We start from the raw sequence: 26,552 nt of genomic DNA, 5'->3' as shown, positions 1-26,552 counted from the left end.
GTATGAGGAAAATCACGCGGGACCGTTCTTTGCGTGCGCTGACGGTGACGCTGTTCGCGGCGGTTTCTGCTGCCTTCCTCATCTCGCCCGTCTCCGCCGCCCGGCTTGAAAACCGTGTTGCAGTCTTTTCCGGCATCGACAAGATCACGGGCCGCATCACGTCCTTCGATGTCTATATCGATGAGACGGTGCAGTTCGGCGCGCTTCAGGTCACGCCGAAGGTCTGTTATTCGCGCGACCAGACGGAAGCGCAGAAGATCGACGCATTTGTCGAAGTGGATGAAATCACCCTCGACCGTAAAATCCGTCGCATCTTCACCGGCTGGATGTTCGCCGACAGCCCCGGCCTCAACGCCGTGGAACACCCGATCTATGACGTATGGCTGACGGGTTGCAAACAGGACTCGGAAGTGCCTGCTCCCTCTACGGCAAGCAAATAACCCAAGGTAACGACTAGAATTGCAGACTCGGCCGATTGACGGCGACGTCGAGCATTTTCGCATATTCAAGCTTCGGCACATCGATGGCGCCGAACGTTTTCAAATGCTCCGTCGTGAATTGAGTGTCGAGCAGCACGAAGCCGCCTGCTTTTAATCTCTCCACCAGATGCACGAGGCAAATCTTCGATGCATTGGTGCGACGGGAGAACATGCTTTCACCGAAGAATGCCGCTCCCAGCGAAACGCCGTAGAGGCCGCCGACAAGCTCCTTGCCTTCCCAGGCCTCGACGCTATGGGCATGGCCGATCTGATGCAGTTCGCTATAAAGCCTGCGAATGGTGGCGTTGATCCAGGTACTTGGCCTGTCCGGCGCCTCTGCGGCGCAGCCCGCCATGACAGCCTCGAAAGCGGTGTTGAAGCGTATGTCGAATGACTTCTTGCGCATCGCTTTGGCGAGGCTTTTGGAAATGTGGAAAGAATTGAGCGGGATGATACCGCGCACCTCCGGCTCGACCCAGAAAAGCTCGGGATCGTCAGCCGAATCGGCCATCGGAAACAGGCCGGCGGAATAGGCGCGCAGCAGGATATCGACCGTTATGTCGTTATTTCTGCTGCGCCGCCCAGCCATATCGTCTTAGTGAGACGCGTCACCGGCCAGATATTTTTCCAGCCAGTGAATATCATAATCGCCCTTCAGGATATCATCATTCTGAAGAAGATCCTGGAAAAGCGGCAGCGTGGTCTTGATGCCGTCGACGACGAATTCGTCGAGCGCCCGACGCAGGCGGCGAATGCATTCGTCACGGTCGCGTCCGTGAACGATGAGCTTACCGATCATGCTGTCGTAATAGGGTGGGATCTTGTAGCCCTGATAGGCGCCCGAATCGACGCGCACACCAAGGCCGCCCGGCGTGTGGAAATAGGTCAGCGTGCCAGGCGAGGGAACGAAGGTGCGCGGGTCTTCGGCATTGATACGGCATTCGATGGCGTGGCCATGGAATTCGATATCGGCCTGCGTGACCGAGAGGCCCTGACCCGACGCGACGCGGATCTGTTCCTGCACGAGATCCATGCCGGTAATCGCTTCCGTGACCGGATGCTCCACCTGCAGACGCGTGTTCATTTCGATGAAATAGAACTCGCCGTTTTCGTAAAGGAACTCGATGGTGCCGGCACCGCGATATTTCAGCTTGCGCATGGCGCTCGCGCAAATCTCGCCGATCTTCATGCGCTGTTCAACCGTCAGAGCCGGAGAGTTGGCTTCTTCCAGCACCTTCTGGTGGCGACGCTGCAACGAGCAATCGCGCTCTCCGAGATGAATGGCATTGCCTTCACCGTCGCCGAACACCTGCACTTCGATATGGCGTGGCTTGCCGAGGTACTTTTCCATGTAGACGGCGTCGTTGCCGAATGCTGCTGCCGCTTCGGAGCGGGCAGTCGCAACCGCCTCTTCCAGATCGGCCTCGGTCTTCGCCACCTTCATGCCGCGACCACCGCCGCCGGCGGTTGCCTTGATGAGGACCGGAAAGCCGATCGTGCGTGCGATTTCCAGCGCGTTCTCAGGCTTCACTTCGCCATCGGAGCCGGGAACCACGGGAATGCCAAGTTCCTGCGCCGTCTGCTTGGCGGTGATCTTGTCGCCCATGATGCGGATATGCTCGGCGGTCGGCCCGATGAAGGTGATGCCGTGCGCGTCAAGGATATCGGCAAATTTGGCGTTTTCCGACAGGAAGCCGTAGCCGGGGTGAACGGCGTCCGCACCGGTGATTTCGCAGGCCGCAACGATCTGGTGGATGTTGAGGTAGCTGTCACGCGAAGGTGGTGGGCCGATGCATACGCTTTCGTCGGCGAGGCGCACATGCATGGCGTCCGCGTCCGCCGTGGAATGCACGGCGACGGTGGGAATGCCAAGCTCCTTGGCGGCGCGCAGGACGCGCAGCGCAATTTCGCCGCGGTTGGCTATGAGGATCTTCGAAACCATGCTGAACCGCCTTTATTCGATGACCACGAGGGCTTCGCCATACTCCACGGGCTGTGCGTCGTTGACGATGATTTCCACGACCTTGCCGGACTTCGGAGCCGGGATCTGGTTCATGGTCTTCATGGCCTCGACGATGAGAAGTGTCTGGCCTTCCTTGACGGTTGCGCCGACTTCGATGAAGGGGCGGGCGCCAGGGGCTGGCGAGAGATAGACTGTGCCAACCATGGGCGAAGACACGGTGTTTGCCGGGTTGCGTGCCGGTGCAGCGGCTGCTGCCGGTGCAGCAGGGGCCGCGATTGCCGGCGCGGCGGGCGCTGCTGCGGGAGCCGGTGCATAAGCGGGCGGTGCTGCGGCATAAACCGTGGCTGCGGGAGCGGCGCGCGAAACGCGGATGCGCAGGTCATCCTGCTCCACTTCGATTTCCGAAAGGTCGGTATCGTTGAGGATATTCGCGAGTTCGCGGATCAGTTCCTTGTCGATACCCTGTTTCTTTTCAGACATGACAAACCCTATTCTTTGTTTCTTTTTATGCCGTGATGTTTTTCAGCGCGTGAAGCGCCATGACGTATCCATATGGTCCGAAACCACAGACCATGCCCTTCGCTGCCGGTGAGACCATCGATTTGTGGCGGAACTCTTCCCGGGCGTGGATGTTGGAAATGTGCACTTCCACGACGGGCGTGGAAATCGCGCGAATGGCGTCGTGCAACGCGATAGAGGTGTGGCTGTAAGCGCCGGGATTGATGACGACACCCGCCGCCCTTTCTCCCGCCTCATGCAACCAGTCCACGAGCACGCCTTCGTGGTTGGACTGGCGGAATTCCACTGCGAAACCGAGATCGGCACCGGCTTGAAGACAATCATTCTCGATGTCCTTCAGCGTCTTGCCACCATAGATACCCGGTTCCCTTTTTCCCAGCATGTTGAGATTGGGGCCGTTGATGACGATGATGATGTTGCTCATTCACGTTTCCATACGAAAATCAGCGACACCTATAGACTGCGCAGCCGCCAAGGAAAAGCCCCTGCAAGCCGTAAACCGGCCGTCAGGCCGGCATCTCACAGGGAATGCACTTGCTTTTTTAGCAATCAGGAGCAGGTAGCTTTACCGCAGCTGCGCATATTGGCGATTTTCTCCTTCAACGGGTCGGCACCGACGGCGCCGAAAACCGCCTCGTCGCCGACGATATAAGACGGCGTTCCCGTGATGCCGAGGCTGTTTGCCAGCTTGTAGGTTTCCTGCACCTGCGCATCATTGGGGTTTTCCGCCATCGACTTGCGGATATCGGCTTCCTTGAGGCCGAGCGAGGTCGCGACTTCCATCGCGCTGTCCTCATTCGCCCGTCCGCGAGCGCCGAGGAGCGTGCGCTGGAACTCCGGATATTTGGCAGGCGCCAGCAACTTTACGGCATTGGAGACGCGGTGGGCGGCAACCGATTCCGGTCCGAGGATCGGGAATTCCTTGAGCACGACGCGTATTTTCTTGTCGCTCTTCAGGATGTTGTCCATGTCTCCCATGGCGCGTTTGCAATAACCGCAGTTGTAATCGAAGAACTCAACGAGTGTGACGTCGCCATCGGGATTGCCGAGTGCCAGATCGAATTTCGATTCGAAGATCGCCTTTTTGTTGTCGGCGACCGCCTCTGCCGCCTTGGCGTTGCGCGCCGCATATTGCTTGCGCTCAAGCGCATCCTGAACCTCAAGCATGATCTCCGGGTTCTCGATCAGATACTGCTTGATGAACTCGCCCATTTCCTTCTTCTGCTGCTCATCGAGCGCATGCGCGGGCAGGGAGGCGAATACCGCTGAAAGGGCCGTCACGCTGGCAAGAAGGGTGGAACGGAGAAAATGCGCCATATCGGTCCTCATTCTGTGCGGCCGGAGCCTCTTGAAATCTTATGAAGGCAATTACCTTACTTTAAGCCAAATGCCATACGGCAAAAATACTTGTCCGCATTATGGTCGCATGATTGTGAAGATTGTGATTCTGCGGCAAGTCTCTGAAATACGGTTCAGGAAAGAGCATGCCCTTGATTACGATGTCGAAGCGGAGCGCAGTCGAACCCTTTCACGCCATGGATATTCTGGCGGAGGCAAACAGGCGCAGGCAGGCGGGCCGCCCCGTCATTTCCATGGCGGTCGGCCAGCCCTCCCATCCCGCACCGAAGGCGTCGCTGGCAGCGGCTCAAGAGGCGCTGAAACATGGGCGGATCGGTTATACCGATGCGCTCGGCCTGCGCGAACTGCGGGAGGCGATTGCCGGCCATTACCGGTTGCGTCACCAGGTCGCGATCGATCCGGCTCGTATCGCCGTGACAACGGGCTCGTCAGCGGCCTTCAATCTTGCCTTTCTCAGCCTTTTCGACGCGGGCGATCATGTCGCGATCGCGAGGCCCGGTTATCCGGCCTATCGCAATATCCTGAAGGCTCTCGGCCTCAACGTCGTGGAAGTGCCGGTCACGGCTGAAACCGGCTACACGCTGACGCCGGCAAGTCTGGAGCGTGCGGAAACGAAAGCGGGCTGCAAGCTGAAGGGCGTTCTGCTGGCAAGCCCGGCCAATCCGACCGGCACCGTCACAGGCCGCGAGGCGCTGAAGCGGCTTGCGACCTATTGCGAAAGCCGCGACATGGCCTTCATTTCCGATGAGATTTACCACGGCCTTACCTTCGTCGGCGAAGAGACGAGCGCACTCGAAATCACCGACAATGCGGTGGTCATCAATTCCTTCTCCAAATATTATTGCATGACGGGCTGGCGCATCGGTTGGATGGTCTTGCCGGAAAACCTCGTCCGTCCGGTCGAGTGTCTGGCCCAGAGCCTTTATATTTCCCCGCCTGAACTGTCGCAGCTTGCGGCGACCGCAGCCTTTTCGGCGGCCGAGGAACTGGATGTCTATCGGGAGAGCTATCGCACCAATCGCGATTTCCTGATGGCGCGACTGCCGGAAATAGGCCTGCCGCTGGCATCCCCCATGGATGGCGCGTTTTATGCCTATGTCGATACCAGCCGTTTTTCCAATGACAGCATGGATTTCGCAAAGCGTATGCTGGCAGAAATCGACGTGGCAGCGACACCAGGCATGGATTTCGACCCGGAGGAAGGCCACAGGGCGCTGCGGATTTCTTATGCGGGTTCCGTGTCTGACATTGCCGAGGCCGTTGGGCGTATAGCCGGCTGGCTGAAATAACCGGGTATCATACGCTGGGGAGATCAGGCGGGCGTGCAGCCAAAGGTGCTGTTGAACGCCTTTTCACCCTTGGCAGTAAAGGTCAGCACACGGCCGTTTCCGCGCCGCAACCAGTCGCGCTGCTGCATCGCTTCAAGAAGCGATGCGCCAAGCCCGCCGCCGAGGTGATGCCGGCGTTCGCTCCAGTCCAGGCAATGCAGGCAGACCGGGCGGCGGGCCTTTTCGAGCGGCGAAAGGTCTATGCCGAAGTTCGAGAAGAAGTCGCGTCCGCTCTCCGTTAAGGCAGGATCATCACCTAACGTCAGGAGACCCTTTGCGGTAATGGCGGCAAGCAGTGCCACGCCGCTTTCCCCGGCCAGATGATCGTAGCAGATGCGCGCCTCACGAAGCGCCTTGTCCTTCGGCCCGGTGCGCACACGTACCGCGCCAGTGCGTTGGGCAAGCCCCATCAACGCTTCCAGAACCTGCGCCACATCCTCATCGGAGAGGCGGAAATATCGATGTCGACCCTGTTTTTCCGCTTTCAGCAATTGTGCGTCCGAGAGCTTTGACAGGTGACCGCTGGCAGTTTGCAGGGTCACACCCGCGGCTTCCGCGAGCTCGCTCGCTGTCAGCGCGCGCCCGTCCATCAGCGCCGTCAAGATGTTGGCGCGGGCAGGATCGCCGATAAGGGCGGCAACATTGGCAATCACGGGTCCGTCTTTCATGCTTCGATGGTAACCGAAGCATCGAGGCATGGCAATGGCGTAGAAGGGAGAGGCAGAACATGAGGAGACAAACGATGCTGACCTGTTTCATCCGCTACGAGATCGATCCTTTCAAGGTCGATGCCTTCGAACGCTATGCCCGCAACTGGGGAGAGGCGATCCCGCGTTGCGGGGCTGATCTGATCGGTTATTACGCGCCGAAGGAGGGATCGAGCACCATTGCCTACGGTGTCTACAACATCGAAAACCTCGCCGCGTACGAAGCCTATAGGGCGCGGCTCGCCGCCGATCCGGCCGGGCAGGAAAATTACGAATTCGCGCGCCGCGAACAATTCATCCGTCGCGAGGACCGACTGTTTCTGCGCCTCGCATCCGCCCCCCACGCGGGAGCCGGACGATGATCGCCGTTATTTTTGAGGTGTGGCCAGCCGCAGGCGAGAAGCAACATTATCTGGATATAGCCGCCGGCCTGCGGGCAGAACTTGAAACCATCGACGGTTTCCTCTCCGTCGAGCGGTTTCAGAGCATCGGCAATCCGGACAAGTTGCTCTCCTTGTCGTTCTTCCGGGATGAGGAGGCGGTTGAGGCGTGGCGCAACACCCTGCCTCATCGCGCCGCCCAGTCGCTCGGCCGGACTGGCGTCTTCTCCGATTACAGGTTGCGTATCGCGCATGTGATGCGTGACTATGGTTTGCAGGAGAGGGAGGAAGCACCGGCGGATAGCCGGTCTGCTCACCCAACGGGTGTCGGCCCGGGCTGACGCATCAGCATCAATTTTTCTGCATGCCTCGACAAGCCTTTCTGGTTCGAACTCGTCTTGGAAACCCGTTAAAGATGAGACAGTTTAAGCTGAAGAAGGACCGCCATACGGGCTGTCCGTCAGACCTGGAATGGGAGAAAAGCGATGTCGGCAGAAAAAGTGGCGGTGGTGACGGCAGGCGGCAGCGGCATGGGAGCTGCCGTTTCGAAACGCCTGGCCGCGGATGGTTACAAGCTCGCTATCCTGTCGTCTTCTGGCAAGGGAGAGGCGCTGGCGAAAGAGTTGGGCGGCATCGGCGTTACCGGTTCCAACCAGTCCAATGAAGACCTGCAACGGCTGACGGATCTGGCGCTTGAGAGATACGGCCGTATCGACGTGCTGGTGAACAGCGCCGGCCATGGCCCGCGCGCCGCCATCCTCGATATTACCGACGAACAATGGCATACCGGGCTCGATGTCTACCTCATGAACGTCATTCGCCCGACGCGCATCATCGCCCCGGTCATGGTAAGGCAGAGGGCGGGCGCGATCGTCAACATCTCGACTGCCTGGGCTTTCGAACCGAGCAGTATGTTCCCCACATCCGCCGTGTTCCGCGCCGGCCTTGCCTCCTACACCAAGATTTTTGCCGATACCTACGCAGCCGATAATGTCCGCATGAACAATGTCCTTCCCGGCTGGATCGACAGCCTGCCGGCGACGGAAGAACGCCGCGAAAGCGTTCCGATGCAACGTTACGGCAAGAGCGAAGAGATCGCCGCCACAGTGGCATTTCTCGCATCTGAGGGGGCAGGATATATTACCGGCCAGAATATCCGCGTGGATGGTGGTCTCACGCGGTCTGTCTGACGGTTGGCCTCTCCCACTCCTCATCCCGTGCCTGTTAAAGGGATCCAGCCAGCCCAGGCACTTGGGCTGAAAGGGCGCTCCCGCCGCGAGCGTGCGTTGACTGCGTTCCTGTGACAAGCATGGGATGAGAAAATGTTAGTGGCCCTAAAAGGGCCCGTTCTTTGCATCCATAAAAGAAAACGCCCGCAACATCGTTGCGGGCGTCTTTTATCCAAAATGTAGCTTCTCTCAGAAGAAGCCGCGGCGCTGCCACCAACCGCCCTTGCGCGGCTTCGGCTCGTCGCCATCGGGATTGGGAGACGACGATGTAACCACCGGCTCCGAAGTCGAAACATTGCTGCCCCGGTTCGCGCGGACCTTTTCTTCGCTCGCCGGTGCTTCCGCCTGCGGAGCGACATCGGCCGACGCTTCGCCTGCTTCTTCAACAGCGACATCCACGACAGTTTCCTCAACGATCACCGGCTCCACCGTTTCAACGGCTTCGGCCTTCGGCGCTTCTTCGGTTTCCGTCTTGGCCTTTGCCTTGCGGGTACGGCGCGGCTTCTTCGGCGCTTCCTCTTCCACGACGTCGGCAACGACACCTTCCACCACTTCGGCTGCGGTCGCCTCTTCGGTTACCGGTGCCTCAGTTACAGGCGCGTCGTCGCTTTCGCTTTCGCCTTCGTCCTCAGCGCCGGAAGCGTCGAGAGCTTCGTCCTCTGCACGATTGCGGCGACCGCCTCGCTTCCCGCGGCGGCGGCGCTTGCGCTTGCTTTCCTCTTCGGAGGTTACAGCTTCCGCAGTGCCGTTTTCGGTCTCAACCCCATTGTCATCGGTGTCGATCCCGTCGTCATCACCCTCGGCATCGTCGCCGTCAGCGTCGTTGCCGGAACCGGCCTCAAGCGAGCCGTTCTGGTCGTTCTGACCGCCCTTGCCACGACGGCGGCGACGGCGCTTGCGCTTGCGCTTGCCTTCTTCGCCATTGTCGCCCTGCTGCTGCTGACGGGGCTGGGCGCTTTCGGTCTTGACGATTTCTTCCTCGTCTTCGTCCTCTTCCACCTCGGCGACAAAATCGTCTTCTTCTTCCACGAAGTTCGGCAGCATCTGGATGAGGCTTTCGATCTTCACGGGATTTTCGACGGCTTCACCGCGATCGATGGCGAAATGCTGGGCGCCGACGCCGGAGTCGGCGGCAATGATGATCGACACCCCGAAGCGGCCTTCATAATCGACAATCGTGCCGCGCTTGTGGTTGAGCAGATAGAGCGCCGTTTCCGGCGTGCAACGCACGGTGATGTTGTGGGTGGTGTTGCGCAGCAGATATTCCTCGACACCACGCAGCACATGCAGCGCGATGGAGGATTCCGAACGCACGTGACCCGTGCCGCCGCAATGCTGGCAGACCTGCGTGGTCGATTCCAGCACCGAAGCGCGAATGCGCTGGCGCGACATTTCCAGAAGACCGAAATGCGAGATGCGGCCAACCTGGATGCGGGCGCGGTCGTTCTTAAGGCAGTCCTTGAGCTTCTTCTCGACGGCGCGGTTGTTGCGCTTTTCTTCCATGTCGATGAAGTCGATGACGACAAGACCGGCAAGGTCGCGCAGACGCAGCTGGCGTGCCACTTCTTCCGCAGCTTCCAGGTTGGTCGTCAGCGCGGTTTCCTCGATGGAATGCTCGCGTGTCGAACGGCCGGAGTTGACGTCGATGGAAACCAGCGCTTCGGTCTGGTTGATGATGAGGTAGCCACCGGACTTCAGCGTCACCTGGGGCTGCAGCATGCGGTCGAGCTGCGCTTCGATGCCGGAGCGCGAGAAGATCGGGTGAATGTCGCGGTAAGGCTGAACAACCTTGGCGTGGCTCGGCATCAGCATCTTCATGAAGTCTTTCGCTTCACGATAGCCTTCTTCGCCGGAAACGATGATCTCGCTGATATCCTTGTTATAGAGATCGCGGATCGAACGCTTGATCAGCGAGCCTTCCTCGTAAACGAGGCAGGGAGCCGTGGAATTCAGCGTCAGCGTGCGGACGTTTTCCCAAAGACGCATCAGATATTCGAAGTCGCGCTTGATTTCGACGCGGGTGCGGTTGGCGCCTGCGGTGCGCAGAATGACGCCCATACCCTGCGGCACTTCCAGATCGCGCGCGATTTCTTTCAGGCGCTTGCGGTCGGTCGGCTGGGTGATCTTGCGGGAAATACCGCCGCCACGCGCCGTATTCGGCATCAGCACGGAGTAACGGCCGGCCAGCGACAGATAGGTGGTGAGTGCAGCACCTTTGTTGCCGCGCTCTTCCTTGGCCACCTGCACGAGAAGGATCTGGCGGCGCTTGATGACTTCCTGGATGCGGTATTGTTTGCGCGGCTTGCGGGCAACGCGATCCGGAACTTCTTCCATGGCGTCTTCGGCGCCGACGGATTCGATCACTTCCTTTTCGTGGTGATCGTCATCGTCGTCGTCATCATCGTCATTGCCGCGGCGAAGACCTTCGACTTCCTCGGAAATCGTGTCGGTATCGACCATCGCGGCCATTTCACCGCCGGTGCTGCCGTCGTCTTCGGAAGACGCGTCTGCCGCCTCGGCTGCGATTTCTTCGGCTGTCTTCTTCTTGGCGCGGGGGCGGCGAACGCGCTTCTTCGGCTTTTCTTCCTCAGCCGGCGCTTCTTCCGCGACGACTTCGACGGCTGCTTCTTCGGAAACCGCTTCCACGACGGGTGCAGCTTCTTCCGTCACAACGGTCTCAGTGGTTTCGCTTGCGGAAACAATGCCGACATCCGGCTGATCCACCTGCGAAAGGTCGATCATCGGGGCGGCGGGCTCAGGCGCATCGGCCGATTCGAAATCGTCGCTGCGGCGATGATCCTCGGCTTCCGCTTTCAGCAGGGCCTGACGATCAGCGAGCGGGATCTGGTAATAATCCGGATGGATTTCCGCGAAAGCGAGAAAGCCGTGACGGTTTCCACCGTAATCCACGAAGGCCGCCTGGAGGGAGGGCTCAACGCGGGTGACCTTGGCAAGGTAAATATTGCCGCGGATCTGTTTTTTGTGTTCCGATTCAAAATCGAATTCTTCGATCCGGTTCCCACGGACAACGACTACGCGTGTCTCCTCTTCGTGGGAGGCGTCGATAAGCATTTTGTCTGCCATGTAAGCTGTGCTCCTCGGCGCAGCCTTGTTTTATACGAGAACAGGCCCGCCACACGGACGAGCCTTTCATATGAGTGCAAGGATGTGCCGGAAATGAAGTCTCCTGCCGGGCGTCTGTAAACTGGCAGCATCCGGACCGACGGCGAGGCGCTTGGCCTGCTCCTGGTATCCGGTTCATGTGAAAACTGCTGCGACATCATTGGCCAGGCGGAACGACAATAATATATAGACCCCTTGGGGTCCGATGAATTTGCTCTCCTCAGAGCGGCGGTGGCAGCGCCACCGGGTAGGTCTCCGGCCACGGCCGGAATTGATCGAGTTTCAGGATAAATGTAACGACGGCAGATGATTGCCCGATTTGCAGCGCCAGCGTCTTTTTCGATTGGCAGCCGGCGGGCATCTATCCCGTCAACACTTTTAACCCTCATCCATGTTGTATGTTTTCTCTGTCATAATAGCAATAGGCTGGCTAAATATGCCATATTGTTGGTGGAATTTCCGGGTTAACAATTGGTTCACCAAGGCCTGCGATGGTGAGGCGCAAACGCGCAAATTGTCGTCCGGCGTGGTTGAAACGGCACCGTTCCGGGTGTTTTACCGCGCCGGTTATCGAAAATGACTGAAATACGGAATTTCTTGAAGACCATGAATTTCACGCGCAGCGCAACGAAATCAGGTGGGGCAGGGTGGATTGGCGCGCGAATCGCGCGGCTTGCGGCTGTCGTGACAGTGTCTGCCGTCGCCTCGGTTTCCGTCGTGCCGGCCGTCCAGGCCACGGAGCCGCTTGTCGCGCATCAGGCCCGCATCATCGGTGATGAGGCGCGCACGCGCATCGTTCTCGATTTTGCCGAGGAGCCGGAGTTCGATGTTCACTATCTCGATTCTCCCGCCCGCATCGTCGTGGACTTCCCGGCGGTGAATTTCAGCTTTCCCGCATCCGATCTCAGGCCGACCGGCCTTTTTTCCGATATTCGCTTCGGCGGAATGGGGGAAAACAGCGCCCGTATCGTGCTGACGGCGAAGAAGCCGGTGCGAGTGGCGGTCGCTGAAACGAAGAAGGCCGATGACGGGCAATCCTTCCGTTTCGTCCTCGATACGGAGATCACCACCAAAGGCAAGTTCGCCGAACTTGTGAAGGAGCAGCAGTGGCAGGCGCCAGCGCCCGTTACCACCGCCGCGATTTCTCCCGCGGACAAGACTTCCCGCCCGGCGGAATTCGTCATCGCGGTCGACGCCGGTCATGGAGGCATCGATGCCGGCGCCTCAGGTGGCACGACAGGCACCGAGGAAAAGGTCATCACCTTGATGTTCGCGAAGGAGCTCGCGGAGCGCCTGAACCGCGAGCCCGGCATAAAGGCCTTCCTGACGCGCGATTCCGATACATTTCTTGCCTTGTCCGAACGCGTGACGATCGCGCGGCAGAACAACGCCAATCTTTTCATCTCCCTGCATGCCGATACACTGAAACAGAAGGGCATACGCGGCGCGACCGTCTATACTTTGTCCGATCGCGCGTCGGACCGTATGGCGCAGGAATTGGCGGAGCGTGAAAACAAGTCCGACCAGATCGCCGGTGTCGCCGTTTCCAGCGAGCCGCCGGAAGTCGCCGATATTCTCCTCGATTTCACGCGCCGGGAAACCCAGGCGTTCTCGGTGACACTCGCCGAAAACATCGTTTCTTCCTTCGAGGGGCAGGTTGGCCTCATCAACAATCCACATCGTTACGCCGGTTTCATGGTGTTGCGCGCCCATGACGTGCCATCGGTGCTTCTCGAGCTTGGTTTCCTTTCCAATCCTGACGACGAGAAGCTGCTTCTCGATGCGGAGTGGCGCAAGAAGGTGGCCGATACGCTGGCAACAGCCGTCGGGCGGTACCGTTCGAAGGCTCTGGCGAACGGTGGCTGAAGGGAAATGCGCCGTGTCGGCCGAGCTGTTGCCGCGTTGCCATTGATCGCTAAAAATGCTGTTCAATTCGGGACCTTGCGGATGAATAACGGGGCCGAGCCCTATTTTACTCACATTCGCCGCGTTACTCGGAACTCGGATTCGGTGGCGGTCCGCAAAGCGTTGGCGCGGAGTTGCGGGCTGGTGGCCCGGTAACATATCAGCGAATGCTGCCGTATCCGGCTTGTCATCGAAGGTATGGTGTGCAAAACGGCACGCGATATGCAAAGATGCGCCCGTTTCCTCGGGCGTGGATGGTTACGATTCGAATTATCGGTAGCTTGGTATGATCAGACTGATTGGATATTTTTTCGGCTTGGCCAGCGTGCTCTTCCTGTGCGCCGCCGCCGCCGGTGCGATTTATTTGCACGGCGTGACGAAGGACCTGCCGGATTACGCAGTTCTGAGCACCTATGAACCGCCGGTCACGACCCGCGTGCATGCGGGCAACGGGGCGCTTATGGCGGAATATGCCCATGAGAAGCGCCTGTTCCTGCCGATCCAGGCGATTCCCGACCGGGTGAAGGCGGCCTTCCTGTCCGCGGAAGACAAGAATTTTTACAATCACCCCGGCGTCGATGTATGGGGCCTCGGCCGTGCCATTCTCGTCAATATCCAGAATTTCGGCTCCGGCCGCCGTCCGGTAGGCGCATCCACCATCACCCAGCAGGTCGCGAAGAACTTCCTGCTGACAAACGACCAGACCATCGACCGCAAGCTCAAGGAAGCCATTCTTTCCTTCCGCATCGAGCAGACCTATTCCAAGGACAAGATTCTTGAGCTTTATCTCAATGAGATCTTCTTCGGCCTGAATTCCTACGGCATCGCCGGTGCGGCGCTCACCTATTTCAACAAATCGGTGACGGAACTGACCATTGCGGAAACCGCCTATCTGGCATCGCTGCCGAAAGGTCCGGCCAATTACCATCCCATCCGCCGCGAAAAGGCGGCTCTCGAGCGTCGCGACTGGGTGATCGACCGCATGGCCGAAAACGGCTATATCACGGCCTCCGACGCCGCAGACGCCAAGAAACAGCCGCTTGGAGTGAACCTGCGCCGCGGTGGCGCGCATATCTTCGCGTCCGACTACTTTGCCGAAGAAGTCCGCCGCCAGATCGTCGAGAAATACGGCGAGGAAGCACTTCTCGAAGGCGGCCTTTCCGTTCGCACTTCCTTTGATCCCCAGATTCAGATGGAGGCCCGCAAGGCGCTTCAGGATGGTCTGGTGCAGTATGATGAGCGTCGCGGTTTCCGTGGGCCCATCGAAAAGATCGAGACGGCCGGCGACTGGACGGCTGCGCTTGCCAAGGTCAAGGGCTTGAGAGACGTTCCGGAATGGAAGGTCGCGGTCGTGCTTGCGGTTGCCGCAGATGGTGTCGATATCGGCATCCAGGCCGACCCCGATGCGGAAGATGGCGACAAGCGCACGCGCGGTCACATCTCTGCGGAGAACATGCGCTGGGCCTATCGTGACGCGGCAGGCAAGAAAGCCACCGCCAAGTCTCCGGTTGGCGTCCTGACAGTCGGTGACGTCATCTATGCGCAACCGCTTTCCAGCTCCGGAAATGAATATCGCCTGCGGCAGCCGCCTAAGGTGCAGGGTGGTATGGTGGTGATGGACCCGCATACCGGCCGCGTTCTGGCCATGGTCGGCGGTTTCTCCTATGCGCAATCGGAGTTCAACCGCTCGACGCAGGCGATGCGTCAGCCCGGTTCCTCGTTCAAGCCGTTCATCTATGCAGCGGCGCTCGACAATGGCTATACGCCCGCATCGGTTATTCTCGATGCGCCCATTGAGGTGGTGTCGGGCGGCCAGGTCTGGAAACCGCAGAATTACGGCGGCGGTTCTGCAGGTCCCTCGACCCTGCGCCTCGGCATCGAAAAGTCCCGTAACCTCATGACCGTGCGTCTGGCGCAGGACATGGGCATGAATCTGGTGGCGGAATATGCCGAACGCTTCGGCATCTACGACAAGATGCCGCCGCTTCTCTCCATGTCGCTCGGTTCTGGTGAAACCACCGTGATGCGTATGGTTTCGGCCTATTCGGTCATCGCCAATGGTGGCAAGCAGATCAAGCCGACGCTGATTGACCGCATTCAGGACCGTTACGGCAAGACGATATTCCGCCATGAGGAGCGCGCCTGCGAAGGTTGCAACGCTACCAGCTGGCAGAACCAGGATGAGCCTGTGATCGTCGACAACCGCGAACAGGTTCTGGACCCGATGACCGCTTATCAGACCACCTCCATGCTGGAAGGTGTCGTGCAGCGCGGTACGGCCGCAGGCAAGATCAAGGTCGATCTGCCGGTTGCCGGCAAGACGGGTACCACCAATGATGAAAAGGATGCCTGGTTCGTCGGTTACACGCCGGACATGGTTGCCGGCCTGTACATTGGTTTCGACTCGCCCGCACCGCTCGGTCGCGGTGGTACCGGCGGCTCGCTTTCTGCGCCGATTTTCGGTGAATTCATCGCCGATGCGGCCAAGCATCTCCAGCCGAGCAAGTTCATCGTGCCTGCAGGCATGAACTTCGTTGCCGTCAACCGCAAGACCGGTATGGCGGCAGCGGAAGGCGAACCGGACACGATCATGGAAGCCTTTAAGCCCGGCACAGGCCCGGCCGATAGCTTCTCGGTCATCGGTGCTGAAGGCTACATGTCGCAGGAAGATATTCTGAAGACCTCGCCTCAGGCGCAGCAGGCCATCACCGGCGGTGGCGGCGGCCTTTATTGACATCAGCCATGACGTTTGGCGGGGGCGCGGGTCTTTACATCCGCGCCCCCCGCATTTATTTGAGCAACGAGTTTCAATGAAGGTGAAGAACCAGCGAAATGCGCAATGAAATCGTGAACGTAGTCGACGAAATCAAGCAGGCCATAAGCCTGCTGAGGAGGCATCTTTGACTGGGACCAGGCGATAAGACGACTGGACTGGTTGAACAACAAGGCAGAGGATCCGACCCTCTGGAACGATGCAGCAGAGGCGCAGAAGTTGATGCGCGAGCGCCAGCAGCTCGATGACAGCATCAATGGCGTCAAGGCGCTGGAGCAGCAGCTCCGGGACAATATCGAGCTGATCGAACTCGGCGAGATGGAGGGCGATGATGAAATCGTCAAGGACGCCGAAGACGCGCTGAAGGCGTTGAAGAGCGAGGCAAACCGCCGTCAGGTGGAAGCCATGCTCTCAGGCGAGGCCGACGGCAATGATACCTATCTCGAAGTGCACTCCGGCGCTGGCGGCACCGAAAGCCAGGACTGGGCGAACATGCTGCTGCGCATGTATACCCGCTGGGCCGACCGTGAAGGTTTCAAGGTCGAGGTTCTGGAAGTCCACGATGGCGAAGAAGCCGGCATCAAGTCCGCGACGATCCTCGTCAAGGGACATAATGCCTTTGGCTGGCTGAAGACGGAATCGGGCGTGCATCGCCTCGTCCGCATTTCGCCGTATGACAGCAACGCGCGTCGCCACACGTCGTTCTCTTCCGTCTGGGTTTACCCCGTCGTCGACGATTCGATCCAGATCGATATCAATGAAAGCGATTGCCGCATCGATACCTATCGTTCGTCCGGTGCGGGTGGTCAGCACGTCAACACCACGGACTCGGCCGTGCGCATCACGCACATTCCGACCGGTATTGCCGTCGCCTGCCAGCAGGAACGCTCCCAGCACAAGAACCGCGCCAAGGCGTGGGACATGCTGCGCGCCCGCCTTTATGAGGTGGAGCTGCAGAAGCGGGAAGAAGCGGCCAATGCGCAGGCGGCATCCAAGACCGATATAGGCTGGGGCCACCAGATTCGCTCCTACGTCCTGCAGCCTTACCAGCTGGTGAAGGATCTGCGTACCGGCGTGGAAAGCACGGCGCCCGGCAACGTGCTGGATGGCGACCTGAACGAATTCATGGAAGCCGCTCTTGCCCACCGCATCAGCGGCGGTGCGGATGTGGACGTGGCGGATATCGACTGAGGCCCCAGGCGCGTCGATCGAAAAAGATCACCCCTCGCGAACCCATTGCGAGGGGTTTTTCATTGGAGGAGATGCATGAATCAGGCGCTCTATATCGTCGACGTCCAGCCGAGCTTCAATCCTCCGGCAACGCTGGTTGCCGAGATATCCAGTCTCGCGCAGACCATGCCCAGCCTCGCCACTGTCGAACGCCATGACGAAAGCGTGACGCCATTTGAACGGCAACTGGGCTGGAAGCCGGGCAGGGACGATGAGTCGCTGGTGGTTGCCGATCGCATCTTCATCAAACATGGCTATGCGCCGCCACGGGAGGCCATCGACTATCTTCTGTCGCTGAAGCTAGACCGCGTGCTGGTCTGCGGCATCCAGGCCGATACCTGCGTTCTGGCTGCCGGTTTTGCGCTCTTCGATGCGGGACTTCATCCCACGCTTCTGCCGTGGCTAACGGTCGGCTCGAGTCTCGACCGCAGCGGCGAACTGGGCGCGCGCTTGTGGAAGCATCATTTCGGTGCAGTTCTGGATGGCCCTCATGAGTTGAACACCCAGACTATCGCATGACGAAGGCCCACCGGCCAATCACGGGCTAGTTCGAAGCCTTCTCGACCTTCATCTCACCCAGCTCGTCGATCAGGATCGTCCAGCTTTCCGCTTCCTTGCTCATCGGATCGGTCTTGAGATAAACCGTCACGAAAAGGCCGGGCGAGGCGGGCGCTCCATTCGAGCTTTCGGGACGAATATCCGTGACATAGGACTTCATCTGACTGAATTCCTCGAGCTCGATATTTTCGAGGAGATTCGGCCCCTCGGCGGTGAAGGCGATGCGCTGCAGATAAATTTTCGCCGTACCATCGCCCTGACGTATCGCGATGACCTTGTAATAGCCGCGCGTTGGTGAGGCAGGTGGGGGCCGCAGCTGCCCGTCAGGCCCCTTCACCGGCTCAAGATTGCGATCTTCCCACATGCCGCTGCTGGTGACAAAGATCGCCGAAACCGGCAGCGCGTCAATCGCTTCCGTCTGCGCCCGCGCCGGAAGCACGGCGGCGGCGAAAAGGCAGGCTGCGATGATGGTTCTTGTCAGTTGCATGGCATTGTCGATCGTTGGCTTCAGTTGTTGAACTGTTCGGCGAGGACCCGGTCCGACCACGAACGGTCCGGATCCGAGAGAATTCTGGCCGTCCTGTCCTGCGATTGTGCGATCCGTACATGACGAACGGATTTCACCTCGGTGTGGTCGGCCACCGCGTTCACCGGGCGCTTGTCGCGTTCGAGAACATGAATGTCGACCGTGACCTTATTCGGCAAAAGCGCGCCGCGCCAGCGCCGCGGACGGAAAGCGCTGACCGGCGTCAGCGCAAGCAGCGGCGATTCCAGCGGCAGAATCGGTCCATGGGCGGAAAAATTATACGCCGTAGACCCTGCTGGCGTCGCCACCATCATGCCGTCGCAGATCAGCTCTTCCAGTCGAACCTTGCCGTCCACCTCGACCCGAAGCTTGGCAGCCTGATGCGATTGGCGGAACAGGCTGACTTCGTTCATGGCGAGCGCCGTAAACTCGTCGCCGTCGGAATCCGTCGTCGTCATGCGCAGGGGGTGGAAATCGTTGCCGCTTGCCACCGCAATGCGTTCGATGAGGCCTTCCACCCGGTAATCGTTCATCAGGAAGCCGACCGAGCCCCGGTTCATGCCGTAGACACGCTTGCCGGAATTCATCGTCTCGTTGAGAATCTGCAGCATGAATCCGTCACCGCCGAGAGCCACGATGACGTCCGCTTCGTCAAACGGAGTATTGCCATAAGCGCTTTTCAGCTCTTCCAGCGCCGCCTGCGCCTCCGCAGTCGCGGAGGCTACGAAGGATAGTGAATAGGTAGAATGCGACATCCGCTTCCCTCGACAACGGCGAAGACCGGGACCCGGCCTGCGACTGCAATGTAACCTGTTGAAGCGGTTCGCAATCTTCGAAAGTCGTTCAAGACCTCCGGTCGCAAGCCGCAAGACGCATCCTTGGTACATGAAGACGGCCGCCGGCGACAAGGCCTTTCGGGCAGGGAGACGTTCTCCCGGCCATGCCATTGAATCGCGCCGTTCCACAGCTTCTTGATTTCCTGTCGCAACAAGGGTTGCGGTGTAAGGCGGCCTGATGCAGTTTGCGCAAGGCAGACGAGGTGTCGAATGGCAGGAGACGGGTGTGGCGCTGCACTACAATATCTATGATGTGTTTACCGAGACGAAAATGGCGGGAAACCCGCTGGCGGTGATGTATGATGCCGATGACCTCGATCAGGGGACGATGCAGGCCATCGCCCGGGAGATGAATCTCTCCGAGACCGTTTTCATCAATCGCTCCAGCAACCCTGCGCACGCGGCTTCCCTGCGCATATTCACACCCTCGGGTGAATTGCCTTTCGCCGGACATCCGACCGTCGGCGCCGCAGTAGCGATTGCCGAGCGCAATCGCGGGGATGGCGACGACGACATCGATATGGTCTGCGTACTCGAGGAGAAGGTGGGGCCCGTGCGCTGCGCGGTGAAAATGCGCGCCGGCGCCGTCAGCTTTGCGGAATTCGATCTGCCGCGCAGATCTTCAAGGGTGGACCTGCCCCTCGATCATGCCGCCCTGGCCGATGCGCTGGGTGTCAGCGAAGGCCATCTCGGTTTTGAAAATCATGTGCCATCGATCTGGACGGCCGGCGTGCCTTTCCTGCTGGTGCCTATGCATAATATCGCCGCAGTGCGTGATATGGATTTCGACGCCGGTCTGTGGCTGCGCACCGCACCGCTGGTTGAGGGGCTGCTGACGGCGGCCTATATTTACTGTCGCGGCGGTGTCAATCACGCCGCAAAGTTCCATGCCCGTATGTTCTCCCCGGATATGGGCATTGCCGAAGACCCCGCAACCGGCTCGGCCGCCGCCGCGCTTTCGGGCGCCATCCACCATTTCGACGGGCTGACTGACGGACATTATCCGCTTTTGATCGAGCAGGGGGTGGAGATGGAAAGACCGTCTCACATCCACCTGCGCATGGACATCAAGGACGGCGAAATCGGCCGTGCCCGCATCGGCGGCCACGCGGTGCGGGTTGCATCAGGCACGTTCGAGATTTGATGCAGGCCATACTGGTCAAATACGTAGCGTGAAAGGATGGCGAAGCAACTGGCTCGCACAAAAGAAAAACCCCGGTCTTCACCGGGGTTTTTCTTTCAGTGCCGTTCAGATCAATTAAACCGACCCGCCGCATGGGCAAGCATCGTATAGACCTTGCCGGTATCGGAGGTGAGGTAGGATTGCGTCACGGTCCGGTCGCGGTCGGTCCGGGCCACATCGGCAAGCAGCTTTTCGAAATCGTTGATATAGCGGTCAACGGCGGTGCGGAACTCCGCTTCACGCTCATATTTGCGCTTGATCTCGTCGAAGGTCGTCTGGCCTTTCAGCGTGTAGAGACGACGGGTAAAGACGTCGCGTTCGCCACGCTGGTAACGGCGCCACAGTTCCACCGACGCATCGTGATCGATGGCGCGGGCGATGTCGACGGAGAGCGAGTTCAGCGATTCCACCATGTGACGGGGATTACGGGTGTCGGCTGCGCGGGTCGGCTGTTGCTCGGTGCTGGCGCGCGGTACGGAGGCTGCGGGCGTCTCCTGGGAGGCGCCGCGCAACAGATCGCTGATCCAGCCGCCGCCTTCTTCGCGACGTCCCGCCTGGCTTGGTGCGACTGGCTGCGCCGGAGCGGGTGCCTGACGATTCTCGACTTGCCGGTTTTCGACCTGGCGATTTTCGAGCGGCAACGTGCCGCGCAGGGCAGGTGCTGGCTGCTGCTGCGCCGGGCGCTGCTGTTGAACCGTCGCCGGGGCTGCGGGCTGCGGGCGCGGCTCTACGCGGCGCTCGACGGCCGGCTGGGTTGCGGCGATGGCGCGGGCAACCGGCTCGGACACTTCCATCTGCTGCGTCGAGCGGCCGACGAGCTGGGAAATATCCTGCAGCGCCTTGATCTGCTCGGATACGGCGCGGCGCATTGCGGCCGCACTTTCCTTGGCTTCTTCCGGCAGGTCGAAGGCACCACGCTTCAGTTCGGCGCGGGTCGCGTCAAGTTCGCGGCGGATATCGTGGCTTGAGCGACGGATTTCATCGGTCGCGCCGGCGAAGCGGCTCACCGCTTCCTCGACAGCCTGGCGCAGCGTTTCCTTGAGGTTGGCTGCGGCCGCATTGGATTTTTCGGAAGCACTGCCGAGAAGGTTGTCGACTTCCGAAAGAGAGGATTCGACACCGCCGCGCAGGCGGTTCACCAGCTCGTCGGAATATTTCTGCGCGTCGGAAAGCGTGCTCTCGATCGAGCGGCTGGCATCCTGACCGGCGGCGAGCAGGGCGCCCCGCATGGTCTGTGCCGCCGAACGGGCGCGCTGTTCGGTTTCATCAAGCGAGCGGCCGATATCGGAGAAGGAAGCCTGCAGATTTTCACGCAGGTTGCCGGCGACGTTCTGCGAACGCTCTTCAGCCTCGTTAAGTGTGGTTTCCACCACACCAATGACATTGCGCATCGCGCTTTCGATTTCCTCGGAACGCTTGACGAGGCCGACAGACAGGCTGCGCAACGCATCCTGGCGTTCTTCCAGCGTGCCGACGAGGCTCGACTGGGCGGCATTCAGCAGCTCGGATGCCTGGCTCAGCACCTTCGAATGTTCTTCGAAGCGGCTGACGATGCCAGCGACCTGTGCCAGCGTCTGGCCGGAAATATTCGACAGACGGTCGATCTTTCCTTCCAGCAGACGGCTGGAACTGGACACCATGTCGGCGGCCTGCGACGCGGACTCCGAGAAACGGGCTGCAGACGCATTCAGCGCTTCATCCGCTGCACCGAAGCCCTGAGCGGCGCGCTCAACGGCCGAATTGAAGTTGGTTGCCGACTGTTCGACGATTTCGGCCATGCTGTTATGGGTCTGCGACAGCATATCCGTGCTCTGACGAGTGGCGGCAACCAGCTTGTTGGCTGCTTCGCTGCCGGCGCGGGCATATTTGTCGATACCCTGTTCGACGGCGTCCGCCATTGCAGTATGGGTTTCCGACAACATGTCGGTGCTCTGGCGAGTGGCTGCGACCAGCTTGCTTGCCGCATCCGTTCCGGCGGCGGCATAATCGCTGATTGCCTGCTCCACCATGCCGACCATGCCGCTATTGCTCTGCGACAGAAGCTCGGCGCTCTGCTGGGCGGCGGACACGATCTTTTCGGCGGCTTCGCGGCCGATGGTGGCATATTCGTCGACGACAGGCTTTGCCTTTTCCTCGATAAGACGCGACAGCTCCGCGGAGCGGCTGGCCAGCATCGAGTTGAGTTCGCGGGTGCGGTTGTCCAGTGCCGAACGGATCGATTCGCCGCGCGCATCGAGGGCGGATTCAACACCCGTCAAAGTCTCGGAAATGACACCAACCTGTGAGCGGACAACGGCTTCAGCCTCGGCAACCTTGTTGACGATGATGTTGCCCGCCTCGGAGAAGGTCTGCGCCACGGCGGCAGCCTGGCCGGAGAGGCGCGTCTGTGCATCCGAAATACGGTTGACGATTTCACCCGAGCGTTCCTCGATGGCCTTGGTAAAGGCCTCGTTCTGTGCCTGCACCTGTTCGGCGAACTCCGCGCCGGACTTCGCGAGCAGGGCGGAGGAACGGGCAGCTTCGTCGCCGATGCTTTGCGTGGCAGAGGTAACCGCGCCACGCAGGCTGACAGCAAGATCGGTGGCCTTGCCTTCGATGGTGCGATTGACGTTTTCGAGACCGATCGTCAGTGCGCGGTCCATCGTGCCGAGGCGCTCATCGATGCGGGCCGTGCCGGTATCGAAGGTTTCGGCCAGGCGGCTGGTGCGGCTTTCGAAGGTGTCGGCAACGCGGGTCGTCTGCTCGTCCAGGATGCCGGTGATCCGCTCGGCGGCCTCATCGCTGGTGCGCGCAAAGACGGCTGTCTTGTCTTCCAGCGCCTCGGCGAAGCGGCGGCCGGCATCCTCAATCGACGTGTTCACATTGGCGAGATCGCCGCCGACGCGTGCCTGAAGCGTATCGAGAGAGGTCTCGATGCGGGTGCCGGTTTCGTCGAGACGGGTGGTGACGTTGCCGATAGAGGTCTCGATTTTCGAGGAGAGGGCGTCCGTCGCGCCGCCGATTTCGCGTGCGGCTTCGCCGATCTTGACGGCGATATCACCGGCGCTGTTGCGAAGACGCTCTTCCAGCGTTGCCGCACTACCGTCAATCGCCTTCTGCAGCGTTTCCTGCTGGGTTTCGAGCGACAGTTCAAGCATGCTGGCGCTGGAGGCGACCGTGGTGCCGATCATCATCGCCTGCTCGGAGAGCATGTCGCCCATCTGGGTCGTGGCGGAGCTGAGCGTGGCTGCAATTTCTGCCTGACGCTGCTCAAGCGTGCTGCGGATGTCCTCGTGCGATTGTGAAAGATTGCTTTCGAGGCGCGAGACGCCTTCTTCCACGGTCTGCGCAAACCGGGTGCTGCCGTCTTCAACGACGCTTTCAATGCGGTTGGCTGCGCCCGAAACGCTCTGCTCGATCAGACCGCTGTTGCGTTCCAGCGATCCGGCAATACGCTCGGCCTGCGAGCCGAGCATGGATTCGAGCCGCTCATGGCCGCTGGCAAGCGCATTTTCAAGCGTGAAAGCAGTGGCTTCCAGGCGTTGGCCGACGCCGGCCGCCGCAAGCGAAAGCGATGACGCCCTGGCGTCCATGGCTTCGGCGATCCGTTCTTCGACACCCGAAATGGTCATGTCGAGCGCCATGGTGCGGCTGTCGAGCGCATCGGCGATGCGTTCTTCCGCACCCGATACGATACCGGAAAGAGCCGCCGTGCGGGTGTCAAGCGCGCTGGCAATGCGGTCTTCCACGCCGGAAACGGCGCTGTGCAGGGCGGCGGTGCGGCCGTCGAGAATATCCGCGATCTTTTCCTCTACGCCCGAGAAGCTCATGTCGAGCGCCATCGTGCGGCTGTCGAGGACGTCGGTGATGCGCTCTTCCGCGCCGGAAACGACTGACTTCAGGGAATCCGTCCGGCTGTCGAGCGCGCCGGCGATGCGGGTTTCGGCGCTGGCCACCAACTCGCCGAGGGCTGCGGTGCGTGTATCAAGCGTTTCGGTGATTTTTTCCTCGACTCCGGAGAAGGCCATATCCAGCGCCATCGTGCGGCTGTCGAGTGCATCCGTGATGCGTTCTTCCGCACCCGAAACCACGGCGTTGAGGGCTGCGGTGCGGCCGTCCAGCGTTTCTGCAATCCGGGTTTCGGCGCCCGCCACCACATCGCCGAGCGCGGCTGTACGGCTGTCCAGCGCGCCGGCAATTTTCTCTTCGGCGCTCGCTACGATGCCGGTGAGGGCGGAGGTGCGGTTGTCGAGCGTCTCGGAAAGCCGTTCCTCCACATTGGCGAAGGTCATGTCGAGCGACAGCGTGCGGCTGTCCATGGTGTCGGCGATGCGTTCCTCGACGCCGGAAATGGTGCTGGAAAGCGCAGCCGTGCGGCCATCAAGCGTTTCGGCGATACGGCTCTCGGCTCCGGAGACGACGTCGTGCAGGGCAGCCGTGCGGCTTTCCAGCGTGTCGGAGATGCGGTCCTCGATGCCGGAGACTGCGCCGGTAATGGCTGCGGCCCGCGTTTCGAGCGTTTCGGCAAGGCGACGTTCCACGTCGGCGACGACGTTGTTGATCGCAGCTGCACGTTCGTCGAGCATGGCAGCGAGGCGTTCTGCCGTGCCGGAGACGGAGCCGGTAATCGCCATGGAACGGCTGGCGAGCGCTTCGTCGAAACGGTTCTGGCTGGCCGAAAGCGCGCCGAACAGGGCGTTGCTGCGTTCCGACAGCACGGCGTCGATCTTCTCGTGCGAATTGGCGAAGACGTCTGTGATTTCGGCGGTGCGCTGGCCGATCGCGTCGCTGAAGGCCTGAGTCCGGGCCTCAAGCGCGCTTTCCAGCATTTCCTGACCCGTGCCGAGCGCGGTGGCGAGCGCCAGCGACTGATCGGTCATGGTGGTGCCGATGCGTTCCAGACCGGCGCTCAACATGGTGTCTAGCGCTTCAGAACCGCCCGCCACGGTTTCGTTGATCCGGGCAAGGCTTTCCATCAGCTTGCTATCGAGGCTGCCGGCGCGCTGGTCGAAGGCGCTGGCGAATTGCGCCACGTGTTCATCGAAGGCCGAGTTGACCTGACCCACCGTCGCCTGCATCCGTTCCTCATAGAGGCCGGAGCGGAGATCGAGATCCATGATGGCGTCGTCGGCCGTGCTCTGCAGGCTCTGGCGGAAGGAGAGGCCTTTTTCCTCGAGCGTCGTGGAGAGCTTGTCGAGCACGGTATCCAGCGAACCGCCGATGATCTGCTGGCCGCGTTCGATATTGCGGTTGAGCTCGAGCGTGCGGCTGGAAAGCGTCTCGTTGAGCTGGCGGGTGCGTTCCTCAAGCGCGCTGTTGAGGCTTTCCACGCCGCTGTCGAGCGTCGAGGCATGGATCGCGAAACGTTCGAGCAGCACTTCACCGCGTTCGTCCAGCGTCGAGGTGAGATTATGCAGCCGCATGTCGAATTCGTTGGAAATCGTCGTGCCGGAGGAGTTCAGCGCCTGAAGCAGGTTCTCGGTCTTGGCAGCGATCAGGCTGCCCATCGCTTCCGTCGAAGCGCGCGATTTTTCCAGGAGAGCCGCCGAACGTGTGTCGATCATCGACGCAAAGGCCTCGCCGGTCGTGGCGATCCGCATCGAAAGCTCTTCGCCGACGATGGAGAGTTCTTCCTTGATCTGTTCCTGCGCGCCGACGATGGAGGAGCGGATGCGCTCGGCATGGTTGACGATTGCGTCGCGTTCGGCGGTCAGTTCCTGCACGAGGCTGCGCACGCGCAGCTCATTGTCCGCATAGCTGCGCTCAAGCGCATTGACTTCGGAATGGACGAGGGTTTCGAGTTCGGTCGCACGCGCAATGGTGCGCTCGATACCGTCATTCATGGCCGAGACTTCACGGCGAACCGCCTGGCCAACGGACATGATGCGGTCAGAGGCAACGGTTTCGGGTTCGGCAAGACGAAGCGCGACTTCCGCCATGGAGCGGGCGGCGTTGCGCAGATCGCGGGCACGCGCCATCATGATGGCGAAGGCGAAGAATAACATGACCGGCACCAGAATGCCGACGACGATCGCCATCAGGCCGGGGATCGCGGCGAGGTCGGAAAGCGAACCGATATTCCAGAGCGCATTGCCGTAAAGAAGATGCGCGATGCCAAGGCCGCCGAGCGCCCATATGACCGACATGATCGTGGCGTTGCGAAGCGCGCCGCCGATGGACCCGCCTTCCAGCGATTTAAGGATCATGGCCGGGCTGCGCTTGGACCCGTCATTGGCCGCTTCGAGATTGGGCGATTTCGGCGCCGGTTCGACAGGCGTGCGCGCGACTTCGGGAGCAGGGGTCGGTCTGCTGGCTTCCTTCACTCTGGCCTCCGGCTGCTTCGGCGCTGCAGTCTTCCGCGTCTCCGGCTTTTCTTCGAAAGCGCCAAGCTGCAGGGCATCTTCCAATGCCTGGAAAGCAGTCTCGTCGACAGAGTCGCTGATCTTGTTATTCGCCATGCGGTTACGCCTCGTTA

General features: G+C 60.4%; 20 protein-coding genes. 10 read left to right on the top strand and 10 right to left on the bottom strand.

Translation table 11 applies throughout. The features are described 5' to 3' along the window. The first annotated feature begins 2 nt into the window (after positions 1–2). Positions 3–440: a DUF2155 domain-containing protein gene (locus tag BLU28_RS16755; RefSeq protein WP_004441417.1), complete on the top strand. Its 438-nt coding sequence runs from the start codon at positions 3–5 to the stop codon at positions 438–440. 13 nt (positions 441–453) lie between these two features. Here BLU28_RS16755 and aat read toward each other — a convergent pair whose 3' ends face one another. The 5 genes from aat to BLU28_RS16730 all read right to left on the bottom strand — a co-directional run bounded on the left by aat (position 454) and on the right by BLU28_RS16730 (position 4,278). Beyond that, positions 454–1,068: a leucyl/phenylalanyl-tRNA--protein transferase gene (gene aat, locus BLU28_RS16750; protein ID WP_077987080.1), complete on the bottom strand. Its 615-nt coding sequence runs from the start codon at positions 1,066–1,068 to the stop codon at positions 454–456. A 6-nt stretch (positions 1,069–1,074) separates the two neighbouring features. Next, the gene (gene accC, locus BLU28_RS16745; protein WP_077987081.1) at positions 1,075–2,421 is read right to left on the bottom strand and encodes an acetyl-CoA carboxylase biotin carboxylase subunit; all 1,347 of its coding nucleotides are present in this window, start codon (positions 2,419–2,421) and stop codon (positions 1,075–1,077) included. 12 nt (positions 2,422–2,433) lie between these two features. Continuing rightward, complete coding sequence (accB, locus tag BLU28_RS16740) at positions 2,434–2,922, bottom strand: acetyl-CoA carboxylase biotin carboxyl carrier protein (RefSeq protein ID WP_004441427.1); 489 nt, start codon at positions 2,920–2,922, stop codon at positions 2,434–2,436. 25 nt (positions 2,923–2,947) lie between these two features. Next, the gene (gene aroQ, locus BLU28_RS16735) at positions 2,948–3,385 is read right to left on the bottom strand and encodes a type II 3-dehydroquinate dehydratase (RefSeq protein WP_004441429.1); all 438 of its coding nucleotides are present in this window, start codon (positions 3,383–3,385) and stop codon (positions 2,948–2,950) included. A gap of 125 nt (positions 3,386–3,510) precedes the next feature. After that, positions 3,511–4,278 carry a DsbA family protein gene (locus BLU28_RS16730; RefSeq protein ID WP_037089103.1) on the bottom strand — a complete coding sequence of 256 codons (768 nt, stop codon included), beginning with the start codon at positions 4,276–4,278 and terminating at the stop codon, positions 3,511–3,513. A gap of 173 nt (positions 4,279–4,451) precedes the next feature. On the opposite strand from BLU28_RS16730, the gene BLU28_RS16725 reads away from it, so the two are divergent. After that, on the top strand, positions 4,452–5,609 hold the full coding sequence (locus tag BLU28_RS16725; protein WP_006698022.1) for a pyridoxal phosphate-dependent aminotransferase: 1,158 nt from the start codon (positions 4,452–4,454) through the stop codon (positions 5,607–5,609). A gap of 23 nt (positions 5,610–5,632) precedes the next feature. On the opposite strand, the gene BLU28_RS16720 is transcribed toward BLU28_RS16725, so the two are convergent. Continuing rightward, a complete protein-coding gene (locus tag BLU28_RS16720) occupies positions 5,633–6,316 on the bottom strand; it encodes an ArsR/SmtB family transcription factor (protein ID WP_042935937.1) in 684 nt (227 codons plus the stop codon). A 74-nt stretch (positions 6,317–6,390) separates the two neighbouring features. Here BLU28_RS16720 and BLU28_RS16715 point away from each other — a divergent pair, with 74 nt between their 5' ends. The 3 genes from BLU28_RS16715 (at position 6,391) to BLU28_RS16705 (ending at position 7,925) form a co-directional block, all read left to right on the top strand. Continuing rightward, positions 6,391–6,717, top strand: coding sequence for an NIPSNAP family protein (locus BLU28_RS16715; protein ID WP_004441442.1), 327 nt, complete (start codon positions 6,391–6,393; stop codon positions 6,715–6,717). Beyond that, positions 6,714–7,076, top strand: coding sequence for an antibiotic biosynthesis monooxygenase family protein (locus BLU28_RS16710; RefSeq protein ID WP_077987082.1), 363 nt, complete (start codon positions 6,714–6,716; stop codon positions 7,074–7,076). The genes BLU28_RS16715 and BLU28_RS16710 overlap by 4 nt, the downstream gene beginning before the upstream one ends. Positions 7,077–7,220: 144 nt before the next feature. Next, positions 7,221–7,925, top strand: coding sequence for an SDR family oxidoreductase (locus BLU28_RS16705; protein ID WP_077987083.1), 705 nt, complete (start codon positions 7,221–7,223; stop codon positions 7,923–7,925). Positions 7,926–8,153: 228 nt separating this feature from the next. On the opposite strand, the gene BLU28_RS16700 is transcribed toward BLU28_RS16705, so the two are convergent. Beyond that, positions 8,154–11,048 carry an Rne/Rng family ribonuclease gene (locus BLU28_RS16700; protein ID WP_077987084.1) on the bottom strand — a complete coding sequence of 965 codons (2,895 nt, stop codon included), beginning with the start codon at positions 11,046–11,048 and terminating at the stop codon, positions 8,154–8,156. 645 nt (positions 11,049–11,693) lie between these two features. Between BLU28_RS16700 and BLU28_RS16690 the strand changes: the two genes are divergently transcribed. From BLU28_RS16690 to BLU28_RS16670, 4 genes are all read left to right on the top strand, one after another. After that, positions 11,694–12,953 (top strand): N-acetylmuramoyl-L-alanine amidase, encoded by a 1,260-nt coding sequence (locus BLU28_RS16690; protein ID WP_035211863.1) that lies wholly within the window; start codon positions 11,694–11,696, stop codon positions 12,951–12,953. Positions 12,954–13,278: 325 nt separating this feature from the next. Further along, entirely contained in the window at positions 13,279–15,726 is a 2,448-nt protein-coding gene (locus tag BLU28_RS16685; protein WP_004441461.1) for a penicillin-binding protein 1A, read from the top strand. Between the two features lie 98 nt (positions 15,727–15,824). Beyond that, positions 15,825–16,956 (top strand): peptide chain release factor 2 gene (gene prfB / locus BLU28_RS16675; protein WP_004441463.1). Its coding sequence is split into 2 segments (ribosomal slippage): positions 15,825–15,893 and positions 15,895–16,956, totalling 1,131 coding nucleotides; the frame shifts between segments, so codons are not numbered across the junction. A gap of 75 nt (positions 16,957–17,031) precedes the next feature. Then, on the top strand, positions 17,032–17,514 hold the full coding sequence (locus BLU28_RS16670) for a cysteine hydrolase family protein (protein WP_006698028.1): 483 nt from the start codon (positions 17,032–17,034) through the stop codon (positions 17,512–17,514). 25 nt (positions 17,515–17,539) lie between these two features. Here the strand turns inward: BLU28_RS16670 and BLU28_RS16665 are convergent, their stop codons facing one another. Continuing rightward, on the bottom strand, positions 17,540–18,040 hold the full coding sequence (locus BLU28_RS16665; protein ID WP_035211860.1) for a hypothetical protein: 501 nt from the start codon (positions 18,038–18,040) through the stop codon (positions 17,540–17,542). Positions 18,041–18,060: 20 nt separating this feature from the next. Further along, positions 18,061–18,834, bottom strand: coding sequence for an NAD kinase (locus tag BLU28_RS16660; protein WP_004441471.1), 774 nt, complete (start codon positions 18,832–18,834; stop codon positions 18,061–18,063). A gap of 307 nt (positions 18,835–19,141) precedes the next feature. On the opposite strand from BLU28_RS16660, the gene BLU28_RS16655 reads away from it, so the two are divergent. Then, a complete protein-coding gene (locus tag BLU28_RS16655) occupies positions 19,142–20,059 on the top strand; it encodes a PhzF family phenazine biosynthesis protein (protein WP_006698029.1) in 918 nt (305 codons plus the stop codon). Positions 20,060–20,169: 110 nt separating this feature from the next. Here the strand turns inward: BLU28_RS16655 and BLU28_RS16650 are convergent, their stop codons facing one another. Further along, a complete protein-coding gene (locus BLU28_RS16650; protein ID WP_077987086.1) occupies positions 20,170–26,535 on the bottom strand; it encodes an apolipoprotein A-IV repeat region-like domain-containing protein in 6,366 nt (2,121 codons plus the stop codon). Positions 26,536–26,552: the final 17 nt, after the last annotated feature.

Origin of the sequence: Agrobacterium pusense, assembly GCF_900102105.1 — a bacterium.
Lineage (GTDB): Bacteria > Pseudomonadota > Alphaproteobacteria > Rhizobiales > Rhizobiaceae > Agrobacterium > Agrobacterium pusense.
This window is presented reverse-complemented; position numbering and strand designations above follow the sequence as displayed.